Genomic DNA, 23,174 nt, shown 5'->3' on the forward strand with positions numbered 1-23,174 from the left:
CGATGTTCGGTTGTGGTTCCTTGTGCGTGGTTCTGTTTGGTTCCCTGTTGAGGACGCCACCCGTGAAGAAGACCGTCACCACCCTCGCCGACGGCCGCGAGCTCATCTACTACGACGCGCGGGACGACGCCGTCCGGGACGCCGTCGACACCCGGCCGCTCGACCCCGTCTCCTCCGCCTCCGAGATCCGCTACGACGCCCTCCTCGGCGACTCCGTCGCCATCGCCTCGCACCGGCAGGGCCGCACCTACCACCCGCCGGCAGACGCGTGCCCGCTCTGCCCCTCCCGCGACGGGCGGCCCAGTGAGATCCCGGCCCCGGAGTACGAGGTCGTCGTCTTCGAGAACCGCTTCCCCTCCCTCTCCGGGGAGAGCGGCCGGTGCGAGGTCGTCTGCTTCACCTCCGACCACGACGCCTCCTTCGCCGACCTCACCCCCGAGCGGGCCGCCCTCGTCCTCGACGCCTGGACCGACCGGACCGCCGAACTCGCCTCCCACCCGGGCGTCGAGCAGGTCTACTGCTTCGAGAACCGGGGCGCCGAGATCGGCGTCACCCTCGGCCACCCCCACGGCCAGATCTACGCCTTCCCGTACGTGACCCCCCGTACGGCCCTGATGCGGCACCGGGCCGCCGAGCACCGGGCCGCCACCGGGCGCAACCTCTTCGACGACGTCGTCGCCCGTGAGCGGGCCGACGGGGTCCGCGTGGTCCTGGAGAACGAGCACTGGATCGCCTTCGTCCCGTACGCCGCCCACTGGCCGTACGAGGTGCACCTGCACCCCACCCGCCGGGTGCCCGACCTGCCGACGCTCGACGAGGCGGCTCGCACAGCCTTCCCACAGACGTATCTGGAACTCTTGAGGCGCTTCGACCGGATCTTCGGACCCGGCGAGCCGCCCACGCCGTACATCGCCGCCTGGCACCAGGCGCCGCTACGCGGCGCGGACCGCACCGAGTTCGGGCTGCACCTGGAGCTTTTCACCGTCCGGCGCGCACCCGGCAGACTGAAGTACCTCGCGGGCACCGAGTCCGGCATGGGGGCGTTCATGAACGACGTCCCGCCGGAGACGGCGGCCGAACGACTCCGAGAGGTGGCAAGCAAGTGAAATACCTGGTCACGGGTGGCGCCGGCTATGTGGGCAGCACCGTCGCCCGGCACCTGGTCGAGGCGGGGCACCGGGTCACCGTCCTCGACGACCTCTCCACCGGCTTCGCCGAAGGCGTCCCGGCCGGCGTCGAGTTCATCGAGGGCCGCGTCCAGGACGCCGACCGGTGGCTCGACGGCTCCTACGACGCCGTGCTGCACTTCGCCGCCTTCTCCCAGGTCGGTGAGTCGGTCGCCAAGCCCGAGAAGTACTGGGAGAACAACGTCGGCGGCACGATGGCGCTGCTCGCCGCGATGCGCGCGGCGGGCGTCCGCAGGCTCGTCTTCTCCTCCACGGCCGCGACCTACGGCGAGCCGGTGTCCGTGCCCCTCACCGAGGCCGCGCCGACCGCCCCGACGAGCCCCTACGGGGCGTCCAAGCTCGCCGTCGACCACATGATCGGAGGCGAGTGCGCCGCCCACGGCCTCGCCGCGGTCTCGCTGCGGTACTTCAACGTGGCCGGTGCGTACGGCGGTTGCGGCGAACGCCACGACCCCGAGTCGCACCTGATCCCGCTGGTCCTCGACGTCGCCCTCGGCCGCCGCGAGGCGATCAACGTCTACGGGGACGACTACCCGACCCCCGACGGCACCTGCGTGCGCGACTACATCCATGTCGCCGACCTCGCCGAGGCCCACCTCCTCGCCCTGGACGCCATGACTCCGGGCGAGCACCTCATCTGCAACCTCGGCAACGGCAACGGCTTCTCCGTGCGCGAGGTCGTGGAGACCGTGCGCAAGGTGACCGGCCACCCGGTCCCCGAGGTCATGGCCGCGCGCCGCCCCGGCGACCCGGCGGTGCTGGTCGCCTCCGCGGAGACCGCGCGGGAGCGGCTCGGCTGGATTCCGTCCCGCCCGGACCTGGCGGACATCGTCTCGGACGCCTGGGCGTTCGCCAGAGAGCGGGAGCGGGAACGCCGATGAGCGTGGCGGGGGAGTTCGAGGAGCTGTACGGGGCGGCGCCGGAGGGTGTCTGGGCCGCTCCCGGGCGGGTCAACCTGATCGGTGAGTACACCGACTTCAACGACGGCTTCGTGATGCCGCTGGCCCTGCCGCACACGACGGTCGCCGCGGTCTCCCGGCGGGACGACGGGCTGCTGCGGGTCCACTCCGCCGACGTCGCGGGCGGTGTCGTACGGCTGGAGGTGGCCGCGCTGCACCCGCTGGAGGTGGCCGCGCTGCACCCGCCCGCCCCGCTCGCGGTCGCCGACACCGGCTCGGACTCCGGCACGGGCTCCGGCTCCGGTACGGGCTCCGGCACGGGCGCCGGCTCCGCTACGGGCTCCGGCTCCGGCGCCGACATCGGCTGGGCCGCGTACCCCGCCGGTGTCGTCTGGGCCCTGCGCGAGGCCGGGCACGCGGTCACCGGCGCGGACATCCACCTGGCATCCACCGTGCCGACGGGCGCGGGCCTGTCGTCCTCGGCCGCCCTGGAGGTCGTCACGGCGCTCGCGCTGAACGACCTCTTCGGCCTCGGGCTCTCCCGCCCCGAACTCGCCGTCCTGGCACAGTGCGCGGAGAACGCCTTCGTCGGCGTGCCGTGCGGGGTCATGGACCAGATGGCGTCGGCGTGCGCGATCGAGGGCCACGCGCTCTTCCTGGACACCCGCGACCTCTCGTACCGGCAGGTGCCCTTCGACCTGGCTCCACGAGGTCTGCGGCTCCTCGTCGTGGACACCCGGGTGAAGCACGCGCTCGGGGACGGCGCGTACGCGGAGCGGCGCGCCGGCTGCGAGGCCGGTGCGCGGGCGCTCGGTGTGCGTACGCTGCGCGAAGTTCCGTACGCGCACCTGTCGCGCTCTCTCGCGCGGTTGAGCGAGGAATCGGTTCGCCGCTATGTCCGGCACGTCGTTTCGGACAACCACCGGGTCGAGCGGACGATCGCCCTCCTCGACGCCGGGGACCCGGCGGCCGTCGGCCCCGTGCTCACCGAGGGCCATGGATCGCTCCGGGACGATCTGCGGGTCTCCTGCCCCGAGTTGGACCTCGTGGTCGAGGCGGCGAACGCGGCGGGCGCGCTGGGGGCGCGGATGACGGGCGGCGGCTTCGGCGGCTCGGCGGTCGTCCTGGTGGCCGAGGAACGGGCGGACGCGGTGGCGGCGGCGGTGGAGAAGGCCTTCGCCGGGGCGGGGTTCGCCGCGCCGGGGATCTTCCCCGCGGTGCCGTCGGCGGGCGCCCGCCGGGAGTGATCCCCTCTGCGGAACGGCCGGTGCGGTCCGCCGCGGCTGCGGACTTCGTTTCGGTTCTGTCGCCTTCTGTCGCGTCCGTGCGCGGGTGACGCAGAAGTACCCACCGTGTTCGGTCAGTTCTCCCAATCGCACTCCCCGGCGGTCCCCCACCCGTACTCTGAGCACAGCGCCGGTGGGGGCCGGCGTGCATCAGGGGGCAAGGCCAGTCGGGTACGGCGCCCGGGACGGGGTAGCAGTCACTGCACGGCGGCGGCCGCGCGATGACGGACCCCCTGTCCCCGGCGCCGTACCCGCGCCGGTACTGCTCCTCGACACTTGGGGGTGTCCGTGGCTCGTATCCGGGTCCTGGTGGTGGACGATCACCGCATCTTCGCCGAGTCGCTGGCCGCCGCCCTCGCGGCGGAGCCCGACGTCGACGTCTCCGCCGCGGGCAGCGGCCCGGCCGCCCTGCGCTGTCTGGACCGCTCGGTCGCGGAGTCGCGCCGGTACGACGTGATGCTGATCGACGCCGACCTGGGCACGATCGCCGGCCCGACGGGGGCCCTCGCGGTCGCCCAGGCCGTACCGGACCACGGAGAGGGCGTCGTCGACGGCATCTCGCTGGTCGCCGGGGTCCGTTCGGTCCAGCCCGCCGTCCGCACGATCGTCCTCGCCGAGAAGGACGACCCGCACCGCGCCGCGCTCGCGCTGCAGGCCGGGGCCTCGGGATGGGTGGCCAAGGACAGCTCGCTGCAACGGCTCCTGGCGGTGATCCGGGGTGTCCTGCGGGAGGAGACGCATCTGCCGCCCGCCCTGCTCACCGGCGTGCTGCGGGAGCTGACGGCGGCCCGCAAGCACCGGACCGAGAGCGAGCAACTGGTGGAGTCGCTGACCCCGCGCGAGCGCGAGGTGCTGCGCTGCATGGTGGCGGGGCTGGGCCGCAAGGCGGTCGCCGAGCGGCTGTTCCTCTCGCCGCACACCGTCCGTACGCACATGCAGAACGTGCTCGGGAAGCTGGGTGTGCACTCCACGCTGGCCGCCGTCGCGCTGGCGCGCAGGGCCGGGGTCGGGCCCGCCGACCTAGCCGGGGATGTTGTCGAACGGGGCGGTCAGCTGGCGTAGCAGCGCGGCCAGTTCGCCGCGGTCGGCGCGGGAGAGCTGGGCGAGGATGGCCCGCTCCTGGGCGAGCAGCCCGGCGAGCGCCTGGTCCGCCCGGTCACGGCCCTCGGGGGTCAGCCGGACGAGGACCCCGCGCCGGTCGCTGGGGTCGGGCAGCCGCTCGACCAGGCCCTTCTTGGTGAGCCGGTCGATACGGTTGGTCATGGTGCCCGAGGTGACCAGGGTCTGGGTGAGGAGCTGGCCGGGGGAGAGCTGGTACGGGGCGCCGGCGCGGCGCAGGGAGGTGAGGACGTCGAACTCCCAGGGCTCCAGCTGGTGCTCGGAGAAGGCGAGCCGACGGGCGCGGTCGAGGTGGCGGGCGAGCCGCGAGACGCGACTGAGCACCTCGAGCGGTTCCACGTCGAGGTCCGGGCGCTCGCGGCGCCATGCAGCGACCAATCGGTCGACCTCGTCCTCCATGACGATCAGTGTAGAGGGTCTGTTGACATAAAGTCTCTTGACATCAAGATATATTCGGCTGGACTATGGGGAAGGACCGGGCCGGGACCTAGTTCCGCTTCGGCAGCTCGTTCTAGCAAGGGGGCTCGAACATGTATTCCGCACCATCGTCAGCGTCCGCCGCACCCACCTGGGATCCCCAGCAGTACCTGCGGCATTCCGGCCACCGCACCCGGCCCTTTCTCGACATGCTCTCCCGAATACCGCGACTTCCCTCCGTCGCCACTCCCGCCCGGATCGCCGACCTCGGCTGCGGCCCGGGCAACGTGACCGCGCAGATCGCCGACCGTTGGCCCGACGCCCACATCACCGGCTTCGACCTCTCTCCCGACATGCTGGAACGCGCCGAGAAGGACTGGGCCGGCACCACGGCCGGCGGCGGCTGGCTCGACTTCCGCCCGGCCGACGCCGCGCACTGGACTCCCGAGGAGCCCTACGACCTGATCGTCTCCAACGCGGCCCTCCAGTGGGTCCCCAACCACCCGGAGTCCTTCGCTCCGTGGATCGACGCCCTCAAGCCGGGCGGCACGTTCGCCTTCCAGGTACCCGCCAACTTCACCGCGCCCAGCCACGCGCTGCTCGGTGAACTCTGTGACATGCCCCAGTGGCGTGACCGGCTCCACGGGGAGGGGCGCCGGTTCGTCCACATCCTCGACCCCGCCGACTACCTTCTGCGGCTCACCGAGCTCGGCTGCGCCACCGAGGTCTGGGAGACCACCTACTCCCAGCTCCTCACGGGCGAGGACCCGGTCCTCGACTGGGTCAAGGGCACGGCCCTGCGTCCCGTCCTGACCGCCCTGGAGGGCGACCAGGCGGCGACGGACGCCTTCCTCACCCAGTACCGCGACCTGCTGCGCGCCGCCTACCCGCCGGGGCCGCGCGGCACCGTCTTCCCGTTCCGGCGCATCTTCGCCGTGGCGACGAAGCCGGCGTGACGGCGGGACCGTGAACACGGGACCGTTACCCACACGAAGACGCCCCGCACCGGAGAGCCGGTGCGGGGCGCCTTGTCGTGCGGAGCCCCGTCGGGCGGGACCCCGTCGGGCGGGACTCCTAGTACACGGCGTTGTAGATCTGCCAGCCCGTGCCGATCTTGGCCCGGGGACCGAAGGAGGCGGAGCCGGTCGGCGAGTAGCGGTACAGCTCGCCCGCCGCGGTCACGCCCAGCAGCTCGGCCTTGCCGTCGCTGTCGAGGTCGCCGGGGGCCACCAGCTTGCTGTACGTGTTCCAGCCGGAGCCGATCCTCACCTTCGCCATGAACGGCGCGGAGGCGGAGCCGGTGCCCCGGTAGAGGTACAGATTGCCCGAGCCGTCACGGGCCACGATGTCCGCCCGGCCGTCGCCCGAGTAGTCACCCGCACCGACGATCCGGTTGTACGCGCCCCAGCCCGCGCCGATCCTGATGCGGGTGGCCAGGCTGTAGCCGGTGCCGTCGCCCCGGTACAGGTACAGGTTGCCGGCGCCGTCACGGGCCAGCAGGTCGCCCTTGCCGTCGCCGCTCAGGTCACCGGGGCCGACGAGCAGGTTGTACACACCCCAGCCGGAGCCGTGGTCGTTGCCCGTGAAGTTGTTGTACAGGCGGTTCTCGAAGATCTGCATCATGACGGGGAAGCCGCTGTCGTCGAGGGACGACGCGAAGGTGAGGTTCGCGCCCGCCCAGACGCCGGAATCGCCGACCTGGTCGCGCGGAGAGAGCAGCCCGTCGTTCATGGCCCCGTACCAGAAGAGCGAGCCCTTGCTGTCCCGGCCGGTGAGGGCGTTCTTGCCGTACGCCGGGATGGTGCCGCCGCCGCCGAACTGGTCGACGCTCCGGAAGGCGCCCTTGTCGGCGATCATCACGCGGGGTGCCATGCGCCCGTTGCCGAGGCCCTGGTAGGCCCACAGCGCGCCGGCCCGGTCGCGCGCGAACAGCTCGGCCGCGCCGTCGCCGTCGAGGTCGTCGACGGCGATCAGCTGGTTGTAGACGGTCCAGCCCTGGCCGACCTCCACCCGCCCCTCGAAGGGGGACGTGGTGGAGCCGGTGGAGCCGTAGAACCACAGCTTGCCGTCGTAGGAGCGGCCGAGCACGTCGCCCTTGCCGTCACCGTCGTTGTCGCCGACGCCCACGAGCTGGTCGTAGATGTTCCAGCCGTTGCCGACCTTCGCCCGCGCGCCGAGCGGCGCGGAGGCGTTCCCGGTGGCGAGGTAGAGGTACAGGTCGCCGTTGTGCTGGCGGCCCATCACGTCCGCGCGCCCGTCGCCGTTCACGTCGCCGGGTGAGAAGACCTTGTTGTAGATCGTCCAACCGCCGCCCTGCCAGCGGTACGTGGCCCAGGTGGGCGACGCGTCGCTGTACATGCGGAGCGTGCCGTACGGCGACAGGACGAGGACCTCGGGCGTGCCGTTGCCGTCCTGGTCGCCGATCGGGACCATGTCCAGGGCGGGCGCGGCGTTGCCGTCGTCGCCGAAGAACTCGCCCCGCTCGGCCGAGGAGGACGGGGCCGTGTACGTGGCGCCGTCCCAGGCGCGGTAGATCAGGTCGCCCTGGCCGTCACCGTCGACGTCGAAGCGGACCGGCGAGACGCCCTCGGCCGTCGCGGCGCGGCCGGCGCGGGCCTTCCCGGCGCCGAGCTGCGACAGATCGGGCTTCGCCGGCTGGGTGAACAGGCGGGTGGGCTGCTCCGCGACGGGGCGGGTGCCCTGGTCGGCGGAGGCGGGAGTCGCCAGCAGCATGCCGGCGGAGAGAGCGAGCGCGGTGCACGCGGCGACCCGGCGCGCGCGCCGGGAGAAAGCGGTACGCAAGAGATCCCCCCCAGGGATCTAGGAAATCGACGGACCGGGCACAGGGGTTCGCGACGCCTCCGCGCGGCGGAAAGCGCGTGCGAAGGGCGAACACCCCCCGGGATGTGGAGGGGAGCATATCTGTGTCGGATGACGCGGGGTCAACGGAATACGGCGGCAACGTGCGTGGCCGACGGCTGCCGGGTGAAGCCCTTGCGGTGGGGCGGCCTTGGGGCGATGTACGGACGTGACGACGCCCCGCACCGGAGAGCCGGTGCGGGGCGCCTTGTCGTGCGGGACGCGGGTGCGTCAGGAGACGGTGTTGTAGATGTTGTAGCCGTGGCCGATCTTGACCCGGGGGGTGAGCGTCGCCTGCGAGGCGCCGCCGTTGTAGCGGTAGAGGTCACCGCCGGCGGTCACGCCGAGCAGCTCGCCCTGGCCGTCGCCGCTGAGGTCACCGGGGGCGACCAGCTTGCTGTACGCGTTCCAGCCGGTGCCGATCTGCACCCGGCCCTTGAACGCGTAGCCGGCCTGACCCGTGCCCGGGTACAGGAACAGCCGGCCGTCCGGGGTGCGGGCCACGATGTCGGCCAGACCGTCGTTGGTGAGGTCGCCCGCACCGACGAGCCGGTCGTAGCCACCCCACCCGGCACCGACCTTGACCCGGCTGTGGAAGCCCGTGCCCGAGGCGGCGGCGCGGTACAGGTAGAGGTTGCCGGCCTTGTCACGGGCCAGCAGGTCGCCGCGGCCGTCGCCGCTCAGGTCGCCGGGACCGAAGACGTGGTTGTAGACGTCCCAGCCGGCGCCGATGTACTCGCCGGCGACCCACAGGCGACCGTCGAAGAGCTCGATGATCTCCGAGTTGCCGTCCCCGTGCACGTCCGAGGCGTGGCCCACGGTCGTCCCGACCCAGCCGCCCGTGTCGCTGATCTGCTGACGGGGCGCGATCTTGGTGCTGAACGTCGACGGGTACCAGAAGAGCGTGCCCTGCCCGTCCCGGGCGATGAAGCCCTCCTTGCCGGAGGTCGGCGCGTTGCCCGCACTGCCGAACTGGGCGACGTTGGCCCATTCGCCGGCCTGGGTGAGCTGTTCGCGCGGGGTGAAGCGGCCGTTGCCGATGCCCTTGTACTGCCACAGCGAGGCGTCCTGGCCGCGGGCCAGCAGATCGCCGAAGCCGTCGCCGTTGAAGTCGTCGATGCCGATGATCTGGTTGTACGTGTTCCAGCCGGTGCCGATCTCCGTACGGGCCTTGAACGGCGCGGAGGTCTTGCCCGTGCTGCCGTAGAAGAAGAGCAGACCGGACGGGGCGCGGGCGATGATGTCGGCCAGGCCGTCACCGTCGTTGTCGCCGACGCCGACCAGCTGGTCGTAGACGCCCCAGCCCGCGCCCACCTTGACGCGCGCCGCGAACGGGGCGGTCGGGTTGCCCGTGGCCCGGTACACGTACAGCTCGCCGTTGGGCTGGCGGGCGAGCAGGTCCGCCCGCCCGTCGCCGTCGATGTCGCCCGGCGAGACCACCTTGTTGTAGATGGTCCAGCCGCCGCCGGACCAGCGGAAGTTGCCGTAGGTGGTCTCGGCGTCCCCGTACAGGGAGAGGGTGCCGGTCTGTGACAGCACGAGGACCTCGGGGCGGCCCGTGCCGTCCCCGTCCTGGTCGCCGATCGGGATGATGTCCTTCGCGAGGGACGACGCGCCGTCGTTGCGGTAGAACTCGGCGCCCTCGGCCGTGGTCGGCAGGGTGAAGACCTTGTTGTTGGCGGCGCGGAAGATGAGGTCGCTCGTGCCGTCGAGGTCGATGTCGAAGCGCAGCCGCTGCGTGCCGGCGGTGGAGGCCGCCGTCCCGGCGCGGGCGGTGTCCTTCGTCGGCAGATTCAGCTGCGCCGGCAGGGTGAACGCCGGCTCGGGCACCTCGGCGACGGGGCGCGGCGAGGCGTCGTCGGCCGAGGCGGGAGTCGCCAGCAGCATGCCGGCGGAGAGAGCGAGAGCCGTGCAGGCCGCGACGCGACGGGCACGGGTGGAGTGCGTGGAACGCGCAGAACGCAAGAGATCCCCCCCAGGGAATCAGAATGATCAACGGATCCGGCGCAGGGGCTCCGCGACGCGTTCGTACGGCAGAAAGCGCGTACGAAGGGCGAACACCCCCCCCGGATGTGGGGGGAGCATACAGCCATCCACCGACAGTGCGCGTCGAATTAGCCGCCCGTTCAGGCCGCACCGCGTCAGCTCTTGCGATGCCCTATCAGCCGCGGCTTCTGCTCCAGGCCGTCGAGACCGTGCCACGCCAGGTTCACCAGGTGCGCCGCGACCTCCGCCTTCTTCGGCTTGCGGACGTCCAGCCACCACTGGCCCGTCAGCGCCACGCTCCCCACCAGCGCCTGCGCGTACAGCGGAGCCAGCTTCGGGTCGAAACCGCGGGCCTTGAACTCCAGGCCCAGGATGTCCTCCACCTGCGTCGCGATGTCGCTGATCAGCGACGCGAACGTGCCCGTCGACTGCGCGACCGGCGAGTCCCGCACCAGGATCCGGAACCCGTCCGTGTACCGCTCGATGTAGTCGAGCAGCGCGAACGCCGCCTGCTCCAGGAGCTCCCGCGGATGGCCCGCCGTCAGCGCCCCCGTCACCATGTCGAGCAGCTGCCGCATCTCCCGGTCGACCACGACCGCGTACAGCCCCTCCTTGCCGCCGAAGTGCTCGTACACCACCGGCTTCGACACCCCGGCCTTGGCCGCGATCTCCTCCACCGACGTGCCCTCGAAGCCCTTCGCGGCGAACAGCGTCCGGCCGATGTCCAGCAGCTGCTCCCGGCGCTCCGCACCCGTCATCCGCACCCGGCGGCCACGCCGGGGCTTGGTCTCGCTGCTTCCGGTACCGCTGGAACCGCCGTCGATCGCCACGTCCTCCATCATGCCGCGTCGACGGGCTCGCCCCGGCGCCGGGCTTCGATCCGGGAGGAGCTCGGCCAGCGCACGTCGGAGGCCCAGCCCAGCAGCTCGAACCAGCGGATCAGCCGCGCGCTGGAGTCGATCTGGCCGCGCAGCACCCCGTGCCGCGCCGACGTCGGGTCCGCGTGGTGCAGGTTGTGCCACGACTCGCCGCACGACAGCACCGCCAGCCACCACACGTTGCCCGAACGGTCGCGGGACTTGAACGGCCGCTTGCCGACCGCGTGACAGATCGAGTTGATCGACCACGTCACGTGGTGCAGCAGCGCGACCCGCACCAGCGAGCCCCAGAAGAACGCCGTGAACGCGCCCCACCACGACATCGTCACCAGACCGCCCACCAGCGGCGGGATCGCCAGGGACAGCATCGTCCAGTAGATGAAGTCACGGGAGATCCGGCGGAGCGCCGGGTCCTTGATCAGGTCCGGAGCGTACTTGGCCTGCGGCGTGCGCTCCTCGTCGAACATCCAGCCGATGTGCGCCCACCACAGGCCCTTCATCAGCGCCGGCACCGTCTCGCCGAACCGCCACGGCGAGTGCGGGTCGCCCTCCGCGTCGGAGAACTTGTGGTGCTTGCGGTGGTCCGCCACCCACCGCACCAGCGGCCCCTCCACCGCGAGCGAGCCCATGATCGCCAGCGCGATCCGCAGCGGCCGCTTCGCCTTGAACGAGCCATGCGTGAAGTACCGGTGGAAACCGATCGTGATGCCGTGGCAGCCGATGTAGTACATCGCCACCAGCAGACCCAGGTCGAGCCAGCTCACGCCCCAGCCCCACGCCAGCGGCACCGCCGCGAGGAGCGCCACGAAGGGCACCGTGATGAACAGCAGCAGCGCGATCTGCTCGACGGATCGCTTCTTGTCCCCGCCCAGCGTGGCGGCGGGCAGATCGGGGTGGTCCTGGCCGGTGGGTTCGAGCACCTCGGGACTGGAGGTCATGGGTGTCCCCTGGGGGGTGAGGGTGAGGGAATGGAGCCGTGGCTACGGGACCGTAACCTACGGCGACGTAAGTATGGCAGCGCCGGGCCGCGCGGCAAGAGGGCACACGAGGGGCTGCGAGGTGTCCAAGGGATGGACACCTATCCTGTGTGCGTCGGACAGCGCGGTCCGCAAGCCTCCAGTACCCCTCCAGATGTGCCCGAACACTGCAAGGAGCCGCACCTGTGAGCAGTGCCGACCAGACCCCCACCGCCAGCGCCGAGCTGCGATCCGACATCCGCCGACTGGGCGATCTGCTCGGCGAGACGCTCGTCCGCCAGGAGGGCCACGACCTCCTCGACCTCGTCGAGAAGGTCCGCCGACTCACCCGTGAGGACGGCGAGGCCGCAGCCGAGCTGCTGGGCGAGACCGACCTGGAGACCGCCACCAAGCTGGTGCGCGCCTTCTCCACCTACTTCCACCTGGCCAACGTCACCGAGCAGGTGCACCGAGGCCGCGAGATGCGCGAGAAGCGCGCCGCCGAGGGCGGCCTGCTCGCCCGCACCGCCGACATGCTCAAGGACGGCGACCCGCAGCACGTCCGCGACACGGTACGGAACCTCAACGTACGGCCCGTCTTCACCGCGCACCCCACCGAAGCCGCCCGCCGCTCCGTCCTCAACAAGCTCCGCCGCATCGCCGCGCTCCTGGAGACCCCGGTCATCGAGGCCGACCGACGCCGCGTCGACCTCCGGCTCGCCGAGAACATCGACCTCATCTGGCAGACCGACGAACTCCGGGTCGTCCGCCCCGAGCCCGCCGACGAGGCCCGCAACGCCATCTACTACCTCGACGAGCTGCACGCCGGCGCCGTCGGCGACGTCCTGGAGGACCTCGCCGCCGAGCTGGAGCGCGTCGGCATCGAGCTGCCCGCCGGCACCCGCCCGCTGACCTTCGGCACCTGGATCGGCGGCGACCGCGACGGCAACCCCAACGTCACCCCCCAGGTCACCTGGGACGTGCTGATCCTCCAGCACGAGCACGGCATCACCGACGCCCTCGAACTCGTCGACTTCCTGCGCGGACTGCTCTCCAACTCCATCCGCTACACCGGCGCCACCGAGGAACTCCTCACCTCGCTCCAGCGCGACCTGGAACGCCTCCCGGAGATCAGCCCCCGCTACAAGCGCCTCAACGCCGAGGAGCCGTACCGCCTCAAGGCCACCTGCATCCGGCAGAAGCTCGTCAACACCCGCGAGCGCCTCGCCCAGGGCACCCCGCACCAGGAAGGCCGCGACTACCTCGGCACCGCCGAGCTGGTCCACGACCTGACCCTCATCCAGACCTCGCTGCGCGAACACCGCGGCGGCCTCTTCGCCGACGGCCGGATGGACCGCACCATCCGGACCCTCTCCGCCTTCGGCCTCCAGCTCGCCACGATGGACGTCCGCGAACACGCCGACGCCCACCACCACGCGCTCGGCCAGCTCTTCGACCGGCTCGGCGAGGAGTCCTGGCGGTACGCGGACATGCCCCGCGACTACCGGCAGAAGCTGCTCGCCAAGGAGCTCCGCTCCCGCCGCCCGCTCGGCCCCACCCCGGCCCCGCTGGACGCCGCCGGCCAGAAGACCCTCGGCGTCTTCGGCACCGTCAAGGAAGCCTTCGAGCGCTTCGGCCCCGAGGTCATCGAGTCCTACATCATCTCGATGTGCCAGGGCGCCGACGACGTCTTCGCCGCCACCGTCCTCGCCCGCGAGGCCGGACTGCTCGACCTGCACGCCGGCTGGGCCAAGATCGGCATCGTGCCGCTCCTGGAGACCACCGACGAGCTCAAGGCCGCCGACGTCATCCTCAACGACATGCTCGCCGACCCCTCCTACCGCCGCCTCGTCTCGCTCCGCGGCGACGTCCAGGAGGTCATGCTCGGCTACTCCGACTCCTCCAAGTTCGGCGGCATCACCACCAGCCAGTGGGAGATCCACCGCGCCCAGCGCCGGCTGCGCGACGTCGCCCACCGCTACGGCGTACGGCTTCGCCTCTTCCACGGCCGCGGCGGCACCGTCGGCCGCGGCGGCGGCCCCTCGCACGACGCGATCCTCGCCCAGCCCTGGGGCACCCTGGAGGGCGAGATCAAGGTGACCGAGCAGGGCGAGGTCATCTCCGACAAGTACCTCATCCCGTCCCTGGCGCGGGAGAACCTCGAACTGACCGTGGCCGCCACGCTCCAGGCCTCCGCCCTGCACACCGCGCCCCGCCAGTCCGACGAGGCCCTCGCCCGCTGGGACGCGGCCATGGACACCGTCTCCGACGCCGCGCACACCGCGTACCGGCGCCTCGTCGAGGACCCCGACCTGCCCTCGTACTTCTTCGCCGCCACCCCCGTCGACCAGCTCGCCGACCTCCACCTCGGCTCCCGGCCCTCCCGCCGCCCCGACTCGGGCGCCGGCCTCGACGGACTGCGCGCCATCCCGTGGGTCTTCGGCTGGACCCAGTCCCGCCAGATCGTCCCCGGCTGGTTCGGCGTCGGCTCCGGCCTCAAGGCCCTGCGCGAGGCCGGACTCGACCCGGTCCTCGGCGAGATGTACGAGCGCTGGCACTTCTTCCGCAACTTCCTCGCCAACGTCGAGATGACGCTCGCCAAGACGGACCTGCGGATCGCCCGCCACTACGTCGACACCCTCGTGCCGGACGAGCTCAAGCACGTCTTCGCCACCATCGAGGAGGAGCACGCGCTCACCGTCGCCGAGGTCCTCAAGATCACCGGCGGGCAGACCCTCCTGGAGGCCAACCCGGTCCTCCAGCAGACCTTCTCCATCCGCGACGCCTACCTGGACCCGATCTCCTACCTCCAGGTCGCCCTGCTCGCCCGCCAGCGGGCCGCCGCCGAGCGCGGCGAGGACCCCGACCCGCTGCTCGCCCGGGCCCTGCTGCTCACGGTGAACGGCGTGGCCGCGGGCCTGCGCAACACCGGCTGAGACCGCCCCGCACACGACGGTGCCCCTGCCGGAATCCGAGGATTCCGGCAGGGGCACCGCGTTGTCACGGGGTTCAGTGCTGCTGGGCCCTGCGGCGGCGCAGCACCAGGACGGAACCGGCACCCGCGAGGGCGACGGCGAGGGCGGCGATGACGCCGACGGGGGCGGAGGAGCCGGTCTCGGCGAGGTCACCGGTGCCGGTTCCCGTGCCACCGGAGGCGGAGGGGGCCGCGCCGGGCGTCTCGGAGCCGCCCGCGGTGCCCGGGGCGGCCGACTCGCTCGGGGTGGCCGACGGGGTCTCGGTGCCCGGCGTCTCCGTGCCGGGCGTCTCGGTCCCGGGCGTCTCCGTGCCAGGGGTCTCCGTGCCGGGCGTCTCGGTGCCCGGAGTCTCGGTCCCCGGCGGGCAGTCGGTCTTGAAGACCTTGTGCTTGGCCGCGCCCTTCTCACCCTCCCAGTTCCAGAACAGCTTGTACTGGCCGTTCGGCAGGGTCATGTCCTCGGTGCGCTCGTGGCCGTCCGCGTCGAGCGTGATGAGGCCGGTCTTGACCGTGGTGCCCTTCTCCAGGTCGTTGGCGGCCCAGGCCTCGATGTGCCAGTTCACCTTCTGGCCGGCGTCGAAGCCGAAGGCGTCGAGGTAGAAGGTGCAGACCTTGGGCTCGTTCTTACGGAGCTCCTCGCCGGTCTTCGCGTCGTGGATCTTCACGGTGCCGTTGTCGCCGTGCTTGCCCGACGCGGAAGCCGCCGGAGCCAGCACGAGGGAGCCCGCGAGGGCCGCGATCAGCGCGCCGACGGGCATGAGGGATCGTCGCATGTGCAGTCGTCCATCTGGGATGAGGGTGGCCGTGGGGGGCGGCAGAGGCGCAGCATAGCGTCAGTTTTCAGCCGCTCGTCACCAGATGGCTGATAACAATCAGAGCGCGAAGAACGTCCCCATCAGCAGCACCGCGCCCGCACCCGCCATCGACCACGCCGTCCGCGTCAGCCGCAACCCGCCCCCGACCAACGGCGCCGCCAGCAGCAGCGCCCCGCCCAGCGGGAGCCACGCGTGCAGACCGCCGCCCCAGCCCGTGCGCACCGCCTCGCTCGTCCCCGGCTTCACCACCACCGGCACCGTCTGCCCGTCGGCGGCCGCCACCGAGCGGTCGATCGTCAGCGTCGTGTGCGTCGACGGCGGACCCGACGTCACGTAACGGCCGCTGCACGTCTCCTCGTTGCAGCCGGTCACCGTCAACGTGCCGTGCTCACGGCCCTTCGACAGCAGGACGTGCTGCGCCGAGCCCCACGAGGACCAGGCTCCCGCGACGAGGAGCAGCAGGGCGACCAGGGCCATGGCGGCGTTACGGGCGTGCGTCATGACCCGCGATCGTACAGTCGTACCGCGAAGAGGTGGAGGTCAGGAGTTGTACACCGACTGCGCCCGCTCCAGACCCTCCGCCACCAGCGACTCGACGGAGTCCGCAGCCCGGTCCACGAACCAGTCGAGGTCCTTGCGCTCCGTGGACGAGAAGTCCTTCAGCACGAAGTCCGCCACCTGCATCCGCCCCGGCGGCCGCCCGATACCGCACCGCACCCGGTGGTACTCCGCGCCCATCGCCTTCGTCATCGACTTCAGACCGTTGTGGCCGTTGTCGCCCCCGCCGATCTTCAGCCGCAGCACGCCGTAGTCGATGTCCAGTTCGTCGTGGATCGCTACGACATGCGCCGTGTCCACCTTGTAGAAATCGCGCAGCGCCGTCACCGGACCGCCCGACAGGTTCATGTACGACATCGGCTTCGCCAGGATCACCCGCCGGTTCTCCGGCCCGGGCGGACCCATCCGGCCCTCCACGACCTGCGCCTGCGCCTTCTGCGCCCGCTTGAACTTCCCGCCGATCCGCTCCGCGAGCAGGTCCACCACCATGAAGCCCACGTTGTGGCGGTTGGCCGCGTACTCCGGCCCGGGGTTGCCGAGGCCGACGATCAGCCAGGGGGCGTTCGCGTCGTCCGTCATGGGGTCTCGTCTCCTCGAATGCGTGCGTGTCCGCGTACCGGCCTGGTGAACAGAAGAAGGCGTGTGAACAGAAGAAGGCGTGTGAACAGAAGAAGGCGCGTGAACAGAAGAAACGGGGTGACGGGCCGCACGGCCCATCACCCCGTCACGTCAGGCAGAGCCTACGGCTCAGGCCTCGGCGCCCTCGGCCGCGGCGGTCTCGCCCTCGGCCTCGGCGGACGGCTCCTCGGCCTGCGCGGCCAGGATCTGGATGGCGACGGCGTCGGCGTCGGTCACCAGCGTGGTGCCCTTGGGCAGCGCGATGTCCTTGGCGAGGATGGAGGCACCGGCCTCCAGGCCCTCGATGGAGACCGTGACGGACTCGGGGATGTGGGTGGCCTCGGCCTCGACGGAGAGCGTGTTCAGCACGTTCTCGACCAGGAAGGTACCCGGGGCCAGGTCGCCCTCGGTCTCGATGACGACCTCGACGGTGACCTTCTCGCCGCGGCGGACGAGGAGCAGGTCGACGTGCTCCAGGAAGCCCTTCAGCGGGTCACGCTGCACGGCCTTCGGGATCGCGAGCTCGTTCTTGCCCTCGAGCTCCAGGGAGAGCAGGACGTTCGGGGTACGCAGGGCGAGCAGCAGCTCGTGGCCCGGCAGGGTGATGTGGACCGGCTCGGTGCCGTGACCGTAGATAACGCCGGGGACCTTGCCCTCGCGGCGGACGCGGCGCGCCGCACCCTTGCCGAACTCGGTACGGGTCTCGGTGGCGAGCTTCACCTCGGACATGTGCACTCCTCGTAAATGGTGACCAGATGTGTCTGTCACCCGGCCACGACTGGCGATGGCCTGCTACGAAGAGCGCGTCGATAACGGACCGCCGTACCACACCGGGTACGGCCTCCCTCGCCGAGCAACTACGGCAGTCTACTCGCCGCCGCCCGCACGACCCAATTGGATCACCAGGGCGCACGCGCGGCACGGGAAAGGCCCGCCTCCCCGGAGGGAAGCGGGCCTCTCGACGATTCCGAGGGGGCTCAGTGCTCCTCGAAGAGGCTCGTCACCGAACCGTCCTCGAACACCTCACGCACCGCACGCGCGATCGTCGGCGCGATCGACAGCACCGTGATCTTGTCCAGCTCCAGGGAGCTCGGCACCGGCAGCGTGTCCGTGAACACGAACTCGCTCACCTTCGAGTTCTTCAGACGATCGGCGGCCGGCCCCGACAGGATGCCGTGCGTGGCCGTCACGATGACGTCCTCCGCGCCGTGCGCGAACAGCGCGTCGGCGGCGGCGCAGATCGTGCCACCCGTGTCCACCATGTCGTCCACCAGGACACAGACACGGCCACGGACGTCACCGACGACCTCGTGGACCGTCACCTGGTTGGCGACGTCCTTGTCGCGGCGCTTGTGCACGATCGCCAGCGGCGCGTCCAGCCGGTCGCACCAGCGGTCCGCCACCCGCACACGACCGGCGTCCGGGGAGACGATCGTCAGCTTCGAGCGGTCCACCTTGTTGCCCACGTAGTCCGCGAGGACCGGCAGCGCCGACAGGTGGTCCACCGGGCCGTCGAAGAAGCCCTGGATCTGGTCCGTGTGCAGGTCGACCGTGAGGATCCGGTGGGCACCCGCGGTCTTCAGCAGATCGGCGACCAGACGGGCCGAGATCGGCTCACGGCCACGGTGCTTCTTGTCCTGACGGGCGTAGCCGTACGACGGGATGATCACGGTGATGCTCCGCGCGGAGGCCCGCTTCAGAGCGTCGATCATGATCAACTGCTCCATGATCCACTTGTTGATCGGAGCCGTGTGGCTCTGGATCAGGAAGCAGTCCGCGCCACGAGCCGACTCCTGGAAGCGGACGTAGATCTCACCGTTCGCGAAGTCGAAAGCCTTGGTCGGCACGAGACCGACACCCAGCTGGTGCGCGACCTCCTCGGCCAGCTCGGGGTGGGCGCGGCCGGAGAAGAGCATCAGCTTCTTCTCGCCGGTCGTCTTGATCCCGGTCACAGCACTGTCTCCTCAGACGTGTTCCCTGGCCGCGAATCCCGCGCTCCCGTGCGCGTGTGCGAGCCAGCCGAATTTGTGTGCACGTATCACGGTACGCCGAGTTCGACGCACCTGTTTCCGGTCAGCTTTCGCCGGCGGGCTCCTCGGTGGCCACCTGAGCGGCCTGCGCGGCAGCGCTGCCGGGCCGCTTCCGGGCGACCCAACCCTCGATATTCCGCTGCTGGCCCCGGGCGACAGCGAGCGCCCCGGCCGGCACGTCCTTGGTGATCACGGACCCGGCGGCGGTGTACGCACCGTCCCCGATGGTGACAGGCGCCACAAACATGTTGTCCGAGCCCGTCTTGCAGTGCGAACCGACCGTCGTGTGGTGCTTCGCCTCACCGTCGTAGTTCACGAAGACGCTCGCCGCGCCGATGTTCGTGTACTCGCCGATCGTGGCGTCGCCCACATAGGAGAGGTGCGGAACCTTCGTCCCCTCGCCGATCGTGGCGTTCTTCATCTCCACGTACGTCCCGGCCTTCGCCTTCGCCCCCAGGTTCGTCCCCGGACGCAGGTACGCGAACGGCCCCACGGAGGCGCCCTCGCCGATCACGGCCGAGTCGGCGACCGTGTTGTCCACCCGGGCGCCCTTGCCGACCCGGGTGTCCTTCAGGCGCGTGTTCGGACCCACCTCGGCGTCCTCACCGATGTGCGTCTCGCCCAGCAGCTGCGTACCGGGGTGCACGACGGCGTCCCGCTCGAAGGTCACCGTCACGTCGACGAACACGGACGACGGGTCGACCACGGTCACGCCGGCGGTCATCGCCCGCTCCAGCAGCCGCTGGTTCAGCAGCGCACGCGCCTCGGCGAGCTGCACCCGGTTGTTGATCCCGAGGATCTCCCGGTGGTCGCCCGCGACGGACGCGCCCACCCGGTGCCCGGCCTCACGGAGGATCGACAGCACGTCGGTGAGGTACTCCTCGCCCTGGCTGTTGTCCGTCCGCACCTTGCCGAGCGCGTCCGCGAGCAGCCCGCCGTCGAACGCGAAGACCCCGGAGTTGATCTCCTTGATGGCGCGCTGCTCGTCGGAGGCGTCCTTGTGCTCCACGATCGCGGTCACGGCGCCCGAGGCGTCGCGGACGATGCGCCCGTAGCCGGTGGAGTCGGGCACCTCGGCGGTCAGCACGGTGACCGCGTTGCCGTCGGCGGCGTGGGTGCCGGCGAGGGCCTTCAGGGTCTCGCCGGAGAGCAGCGGGGTGTCGCCGCACACGACCACGACGGTGCCGTCGGGCGCCTGGCCCAGCTCTTCGAGACCCATGCGGACGGCGTGACCGGTGCCGTTCTGCTCGTACTGGACGGCGGTGCGGGTACCGGCGTACTGCGCGTCGAGATGCGCGGTGACCTGCTCACGGGCGTGCCCGACGACCACGACGAGGTGCTCGGGCTCCAGCTCACGCGCGGCGGACACGACGTGCCCGACGAGGGAACGTCCGGCGATTTCGTGCAGGACCTTGGGGGTCTTCGACTTCATGCGGGTGCCCTCACCCGCTGCGAGGACGACGACGGCGGCCGGGCGGTTGGCGCTCACGGGTATGCCCTTCGGCTTCGGGTGGTGGACACCCGCAGGATACCGGGGGGTACAGGGCCGGATATGAGTGCGGTCCTGACGCGGAACGTCAGGACCGGAACGAAGAAGCTCCCCCGCCAGGACTCGAACCCGGACATAAGGCACCAAAAGCCTCAGTGCTGCCAATTACACCACAGGGGATCATGTCGGCCGAAACCGGACATTCGGTCAGACCGCCGGATCGGCACCCAACACTATGCCGTACCAAGCCCCCTCCATGCGACGGTAGAGGTCGGACGGCTGGGCCGCGGTGTCGGTCACTCGTCGGAAAATGGCTCGCGCCCGCCCGTAGGGTGGTGGGCATGACCGTAACGGGGGCACACCAGGACGCGACGGGCATCACGCCCGGTGGCTGGTGGTGGTGGGGGAGACGGCGCGGTGCGGTGCTCGACATCGGGCTGGCGGTGGTGTCGGCCGCGGAGTGCGGCTTCGAGGGGGTCGCCTTCGCCGACAAGGCGGGGCTGCCGGCGCCCGTGGGGGTGCTGTTCGGGCTGATGGTCGGGTCGGTGCTGCTGGTGCGGCGCCGATGGCCGATCGTCGTCGTCCTGGTCTCGATCGCCGTCACGCCCGCCGAGATGGGCTTCCTGATGGGGATCGTCGGGCTGTACACGCTCGCCGCCTCCGAGGTGCCGCGCCGGATCACGGCCGCGCTCGCCGGTATGTCGACGGTCGCCGTCTTCGTGGTGACGGTCGTGCGGGTGCGTGAGGACGTCGCGCAGGCCGATGTCGGTCAGCCGGATTTCGATCCCAGTGGCTGGTACGTGCCGACGGTCTCGGTCTTCATGACCCTCGGCCTCAACGCGCCGCCGGTGCTGTTCGGCCTCTACATAGGGGCGCGGCGCCGGCTGATGGAGAGTCTGCGGGAGCGTGCGGACAGCTTGGAGCAGGAGCTGTCGCTGCTCGCGGACCGGGCGGAGCAGCGGGCGCAGTGGGCGCGCCAGGAGGAGCGGACGCGGATCGCGCGGGAGATGCACGACGTGGTCGCGCACCGGGTGTCGTTGATGGTGGTGCACGCGGCGGCGCTGCAGGCGGTGGCGTTGAAGGATCCGCAGAAGGCGGTGAAGAACGCGGCGCTGGTCGGTGACATGGGGCGGCAGGCGCTGACGGAGTTGCGGGAGATGTTGGGGGTGCTGCGGGAGGGCGCGACCGGGGCGGTGCCGTCGGCGGGGTCCGGGGGTTCTCCGGGCTCCGCGGGTTCTCCGGGTTCCGCGGTGGCGCCTGTTCCGTTGGCTGCCGTGGGGCGCGCGGCCGCTGCCGCCGCCGAGGCGGCGTCGGAGGACGGGCCGTGTCTGGACGCGCTGGAGGAGTTGGTCGAGCAGTCGCGGCAGGCGGGCGTGGTCGTGGAGCTGACGGTGCTCGGTGAGGCGCGGACGTACGCGGCGGAGGTCGAGCGGACGGCGTACCGGGTGGTGCAGGAGGCGCTGACGAACGTGCACAAGCACGCGGCGGGCGCCAAGGTCGTGATCCGGCTCGCGCATCGCGAGGCGGAGGTCGCGATACAGGTGGAGAACGGTCCGTCGGACGCGGAGGCGGCCGACGCGCACCTGCCGAGCGGGGGCAACGGTCTGGTCGGCATGCGGGAGCGTGTGCTGCGGCTGGGTGGTGTGTTCGTGTCGGGGCCGACGGACGGGGGCGGCTTCCGGGTGTCGGCGGTGCTGCCGGTGGGGGAGCGCGCGGCGTAGCGCCGGCGCGCGTGGCACGGGCTGCCGGGCGGCGGATATCGGATACGGGATATCGGATACGGGATATCGGATACGGGATATCGGATACGGGATATCGGATACGGGATATCGGATACGGGATATTGGATCCGATGTCCTGGATCGTGGATCCGATGTCCGCCGCGCTAGCCCGTCACCAACCGCGTCGGCTGCGCCCCCGTGACCAGGGTCGACAGCGCCGCGTCGATGTCCCGGCCCAGGAACCAGTCGCCGGTGTGGTCGAGGCTGTACACCCGGCCCTCCTGGTCGATCGCGAGGACCGCCTGGTGGTCGCCCTCCTCGCCGAGGGGGGCGATCTCCGTGTCGAGGGCGCGGCCGAGGTCGGAGAGGGTGCGGGCCAGGTGGAGGCCGGCCAGGGGGTCGAAGCGGAGGGCGGCCGGGGCGATCTGGCGGCCGGCGCCGGGTGCCGTGACGTGCAGGCCGCCGAATTCCGCCCATGCCTCGACGGCCGCCGGGAAGACGCTGTGCCGGTGGCCGCCCGGGGAGACGTGGGCGCGCAGGGTGTCGGCCCATTCTTCGGCGACTTTGATGTCCCAGCGGCCGGGCTGCCAGCCGGCCTCGCGGAGGGCGGCGTCGACGTTGACCGGGAAACGGGTGGTGCTCAGGTGGTCGGGCATGGAGGTGCGGTCAGCCGTTCTCGACAGTCGAGGTGGGGTCGACGGTGCGTACGCCGAAGTGGGCGAGCATCGCCGTACAGGAGCGGCAGGGGGCGGCGTAGCTGCCGTGCAGCGGGTCGCCGTCCTCGCGGATGCGGCGTGCGGTGAGTTTGGCGTGCTTGAGCGAGCGGCGCGCCTCGCCGGCGGTGAGGGGTTTGCGCTGGGCGCGCTTGGAGCGGCCGGTCTCGGTGGCGGTGAGGTGGCGGGAGAGCAGGATCGCCTCGGGGCAGCGGCCGGTGAAGCGTTCGCGCTGCCCGCTGGTCAGGGTGTCCAGGAAGTCCTGGACGAGCGGGTGCAGGACGGGCGAGCGGTCGCCGCGGCCCGCGGTGCAGGTGAGGGTCTCGCCGCGCACGGAGAGTGCGGCGCCGACGGTGGGGAGGATGCCGTCGCGGCGGAAGCGCAGTAACGGGGCGCGGGTGGGCTCGGTGCTGCTCCAGTTGAGGCGTGGGTCACCCTGCGTGGGCGTCGGTGCTGCGTACATGGTGCGTTTCTTCCCCTCCTGCAATCCCCCGAGTTGCTGGAACAGAGTGCCAAATGGGACGCCTCATGTGGAAGCGGGGTACTCGAACCGGGCCCCGGTGTGTCGTAACTATCGCCGGTGCGTCATCCGCTCGTGACACTTGGTCACCGGCTGTGGTCGCGGGGTGGGCGGGAGGATCGGGCCGGGTCAGGGGGTTGTGGCACCGC

Annotated in this window: 20 protein-coding genes and 1 tRNA gene; 7 read left to right on the top strand and 14 right to left on the bottom strand. The window is 71.3% G+C overall.

Annotated elements, in window-relative coordinates:
* The first annotated feature begins 62 nt into the window (after positions 1-62).
* The 4 genes from galT to ACIPPS_RS29650 all read left to right on the top strand — a co-directional run bounded on the left by galT (position 63) and on the right by ACIPPS_RS29650 (position 4,434).
* Positions 63-1,106 carry a galactose-1-phosphate uridylyltransferase gene (galT, locus tag ACIPPS_RS29635; RefSeq protein WP_401438259.1) on the top strand — a complete coding sequence of 348 codons (1,044 nt, stop codon included), beginning with the start codon at positions 63-65 and terminating at the stop codon, positions 1,104-1,106.
* A complete protein-coding gene (gene galE, locus ACIPPS_RS29640; RefSeq protein WP_401438261.1) occupies positions 1,103-2,068 on the top strand; it encodes a UDP-glucose 4-epimerase GalE in 966 nt (321 codons plus the stop codon). Before galT ends, galE begins: the two co-directional genes overlap by 4 nt.
* Positions 2,065-3,333: a galactokinase gene (locus tag ACIPPS_RS29645; RefSeq protein WP_401438263.1), complete on the top strand. Its 1,269-nt coding sequence runs from the start codon at positions 2,065-2,067 to the stop codon at positions 3,331-3,333. The genes galE and ACIPPS_RS29645 overlap by 4 nt, the downstream gene beginning before the upstream one ends.
* Before the next feature lie 327 nt (positions 3,334-3,660).
* Positions 3,661-4,434 (top strand): LuxR C-terminal-related transcriptional regulator, encoded by a 774-nt coding sequence (locus ACIPPS_RS29650; RefSeq protein ID WP_401438265.1) that lies wholly within the window; start codon positions 3,661-3,663, stop codon positions 4,432-4,434.
* Here the strand turns inward: ACIPPS_RS29650 and ACIPPS_RS29655 are convergent.
* Positions 4,393-4,890: a MarR family transcriptional regulator gene (locus ACIPPS_RS29655; protein WP_361961254.1), complete on the bottom strand. Its 498-nt coding sequence runs from the start codon at positions 4,888-4,890 to the stop codon at positions 4,393-4,395. The genes ACIPPS_RS29650 and ACIPPS_RS29655 overlap by 42 nt on opposite strands.
* Positions 4,891-5,021: 131 nt before the next feature.
* Between ACIPPS_RS29655 and ACIPPS_RS29660 the strand changes: the two genes are divergently transcribed.
* Positions 5,022-5,864 carry a trans-aconitate 2-methyltransferase gene (locus tag ACIPPS_RS29660; protein ID WP_401438267.1) on the top strand — a complete coding sequence of 281 codons (843 nt, stop codon included), beginning with the start codon at positions 5,022-5,024 and terminating at the stop codon, positions 5,862-5,864.
* Between the two features lie 118 nt (positions 5,865-5,982).
* On the opposite strand, the gene ACIPPS_RS29665 is transcribed toward ACIPPS_RS29660, so the two are convergent.
* The 4 genes from ACIPPS_RS29665 to ACIPPS_RS29680 form a co-directional block, all read right to left on the bottom strand.
* On the bottom strand, positions 5,983-7,710 hold the full coding sequence (locus ACIPPS_RS29665; protein ID WP_401438269.1) for an FG-GAP repeat domain-containing protein: 1,728 nt from the start codon (positions 7,708-7,710) through the stop codon (positions 5,983-5,985).
* Positions 7,711-7,998: 288 nt separating this feature from the next.
* The gene (locus tag ACIPPS_RS29670; protein WP_401438272.1) at positions 7,999-9,732 is read right to left on the bottom strand and encodes an FG-GAP repeat domain-containing protein; all 1,734 of its coding nucleotides are present in this window, start codon (positions 9,730-9,732) and stop codon (positions 7,999-8,001) included.
* A gap of 176 nt (positions 9,733-9,908) precedes the next feature.
* A complete protein-coding gene (locus ACIPPS_RS29675) occupies positions 9,909-10,595 on the bottom strand; it encodes a TetR/AcrR family transcriptional regulator (RefSeq protein WP_401438275.1) in 687 nt (228 codons plus the stop codon).
* Positions 10,592-11,569 carry an acyl-CoA desaturase gene (locus ACIPPS_RS29680; protein WP_401438278.1) on the bottom strand — a complete coding sequence of 326 codons (978 nt, stop codon included), beginning with the start codon at positions 11,567-11,569 and terminating at the stop codon, positions 10,592-10,594. Before ACIPPS_RS29680 ends, ACIPPS_RS29675 begins: the two co-directional genes overlap by 4 nt.
* A 224-nt stretch (positions 11,570-11,793) precedes the next feature.
* Here ACIPPS_RS29680 and ppc point away from each other — a divergent pair, with 224 nt between their 5' ends.
* On the top strand, positions 11,794-14,523 hold the full coding sequence (gene ppc / locus ACIPPS_RS29685; protein ID WP_401438280.1) for a phosphoenolpyruvate carboxylase: 2,730 nt from the start codon (positions 11,794-11,796) through the stop codon (positions 14,521-14,523).
* A 73-nt stretch (positions 14,524-14,596) separates the two neighbouring features.
* Here ppc and ACIPPS_RS29690 read toward each other — a convergent pair whose 3' ends face one another.
* From ACIPPS_RS29690 to ACIPPS_RS29720, 7 genes are all read right to left on the bottom strand, one after another.
* Positions 14,597-15,334, bottom strand: coding sequence for an LPXTG cell wall anchor domain-containing protein (locus ACIPPS_RS29690; RefSeq protein ID WP_401438282.1), 738 nt, complete (start codon positions 15,332-15,334; stop codon positions 14,597-14,599).
* 99 nt (positions 15,335-15,433) lie between these two features.
* Positions 15,434-15,877: a hypothetical protein gene (locus tag ACIPPS_RS29695; RefSeq protein WP_401438285.1), complete on the bottom strand. Its 444-nt coding sequence runs from the start codon at positions 15,875-15,877 to the stop codon at positions 15,434-15,436.
* Between the two features lie 39 nt (positions 15,878-15,916).
* Complete coding sequence (gene pth, locus ACIPPS_RS29700) at positions 15,917-16,513, bottom strand: aminoacyl-tRNA hydrolase (protein WP_401438287.1); 597 nt, start codon at positions 16,511-16,513, stop codon at positions 15,917-15,919.
* Between the two features lie 168 nt (positions 16,514-16,681).
* On the bottom strand, positions 16,682-17,281 hold the full coding sequence (locus ACIPPS_RS29705; RefSeq protein WP_401438289.1) for a 50S ribosomal protein L25/general stress protein Ctc: 600 nt from the start codon (positions 17,279-17,281) through the stop codon (positions 16,682-16,684).
* Positions 17,282-17,529: 248 nt separating this feature from the next.
* Positions 17,530-18,504: a ribose-phosphate diphosphokinase gene (locus tag ACIPPS_RS29710; protein WP_401438291.1), complete on the bottom strand. Its 975-nt coding sequence runs from the start codon at positions 18,502-18,504 to the stop codon at positions 17,530-17,532.
* Between the two features lie 121 nt (positions 18,505-18,625).
* Positions 18,626-20,071 carry a bifunctional UDP-N-acetylglucosamine diphosphorylase/glucosamine-1-phosphate N-acetyltransferase GlmU gene (glmU, locus tag ACIPPS_RS29715; RefSeq protein WP_401438294.1) on the bottom strand — a complete coding sequence of 482 codons (1,446 nt, stop codon included), beginning with the start codon at positions 20,069-20,071 and terminating at the stop codon, positions 18,626-18,628.
* A gap of 108 nt (positions 20,072-20,179) precedes the next feature.
* Positions 20,180-20,251: transfer RNA gene (locus ACIPPS_RS29720), tRNA-Gln, on the bottom strand.
* Positions 20,252-20,412: 161 nt separating this feature from the next.
* On the opposite strand from ACIPPS_RS29720, the gene ACIPPS_RS29725 reads away from it, so the two are divergent.
* Positions 20,413-21,792 carry a sensor histidine kinase gene (locus ACIPPS_RS29725; RefSeq protein WP_401438296.1) on the top strand — a complete coding sequence of 460 codons (1,380 nt, stop codon included), beginning with the start codon at positions 20,413-20,415 and terminating at the stop codon, positions 21,790-21,792.
* A 164-nt stretch (positions 21,793-21,956) separates the two neighbouring features.
* Here ACIPPS_RS29725 and ACIPPS_RS29730 read toward each other — a convergent pair whose 3' ends face one another.
* Positions 21,957-22,448 carry an SUKH-3 domain-containing protein gene (locus tag ACIPPS_RS29730; protein WP_401438298.1) on the bottom strand — a complete coding sequence of 164 codons (492 nt, stop codon included), beginning with the start codon at positions 22,446-22,448 and terminating at the stop codon, positions 21,957-21,959.
* A gap of 10 nt (positions 22,449-22,458) precedes the next feature.
* A complete protein-coding gene (locus ACIPPS_RS29735) occupies positions 22,459-22,968 on the bottom strand; it encodes a YwqJ-related putative deaminase (protein WP_401438300.1) in 510 nt (169 codons plus the stop codon).
* Positions 22,969-23,174: the final 206 nt, after the last annotated feature.

The organism is Streptomyces sp. NPDC090127, assembly GCF_044746945.1.
GTDB lineage: Bacteria > Actinomycetota > Actinomycetes > Streptomycetales > Streptomycetaceae > Streptomyces.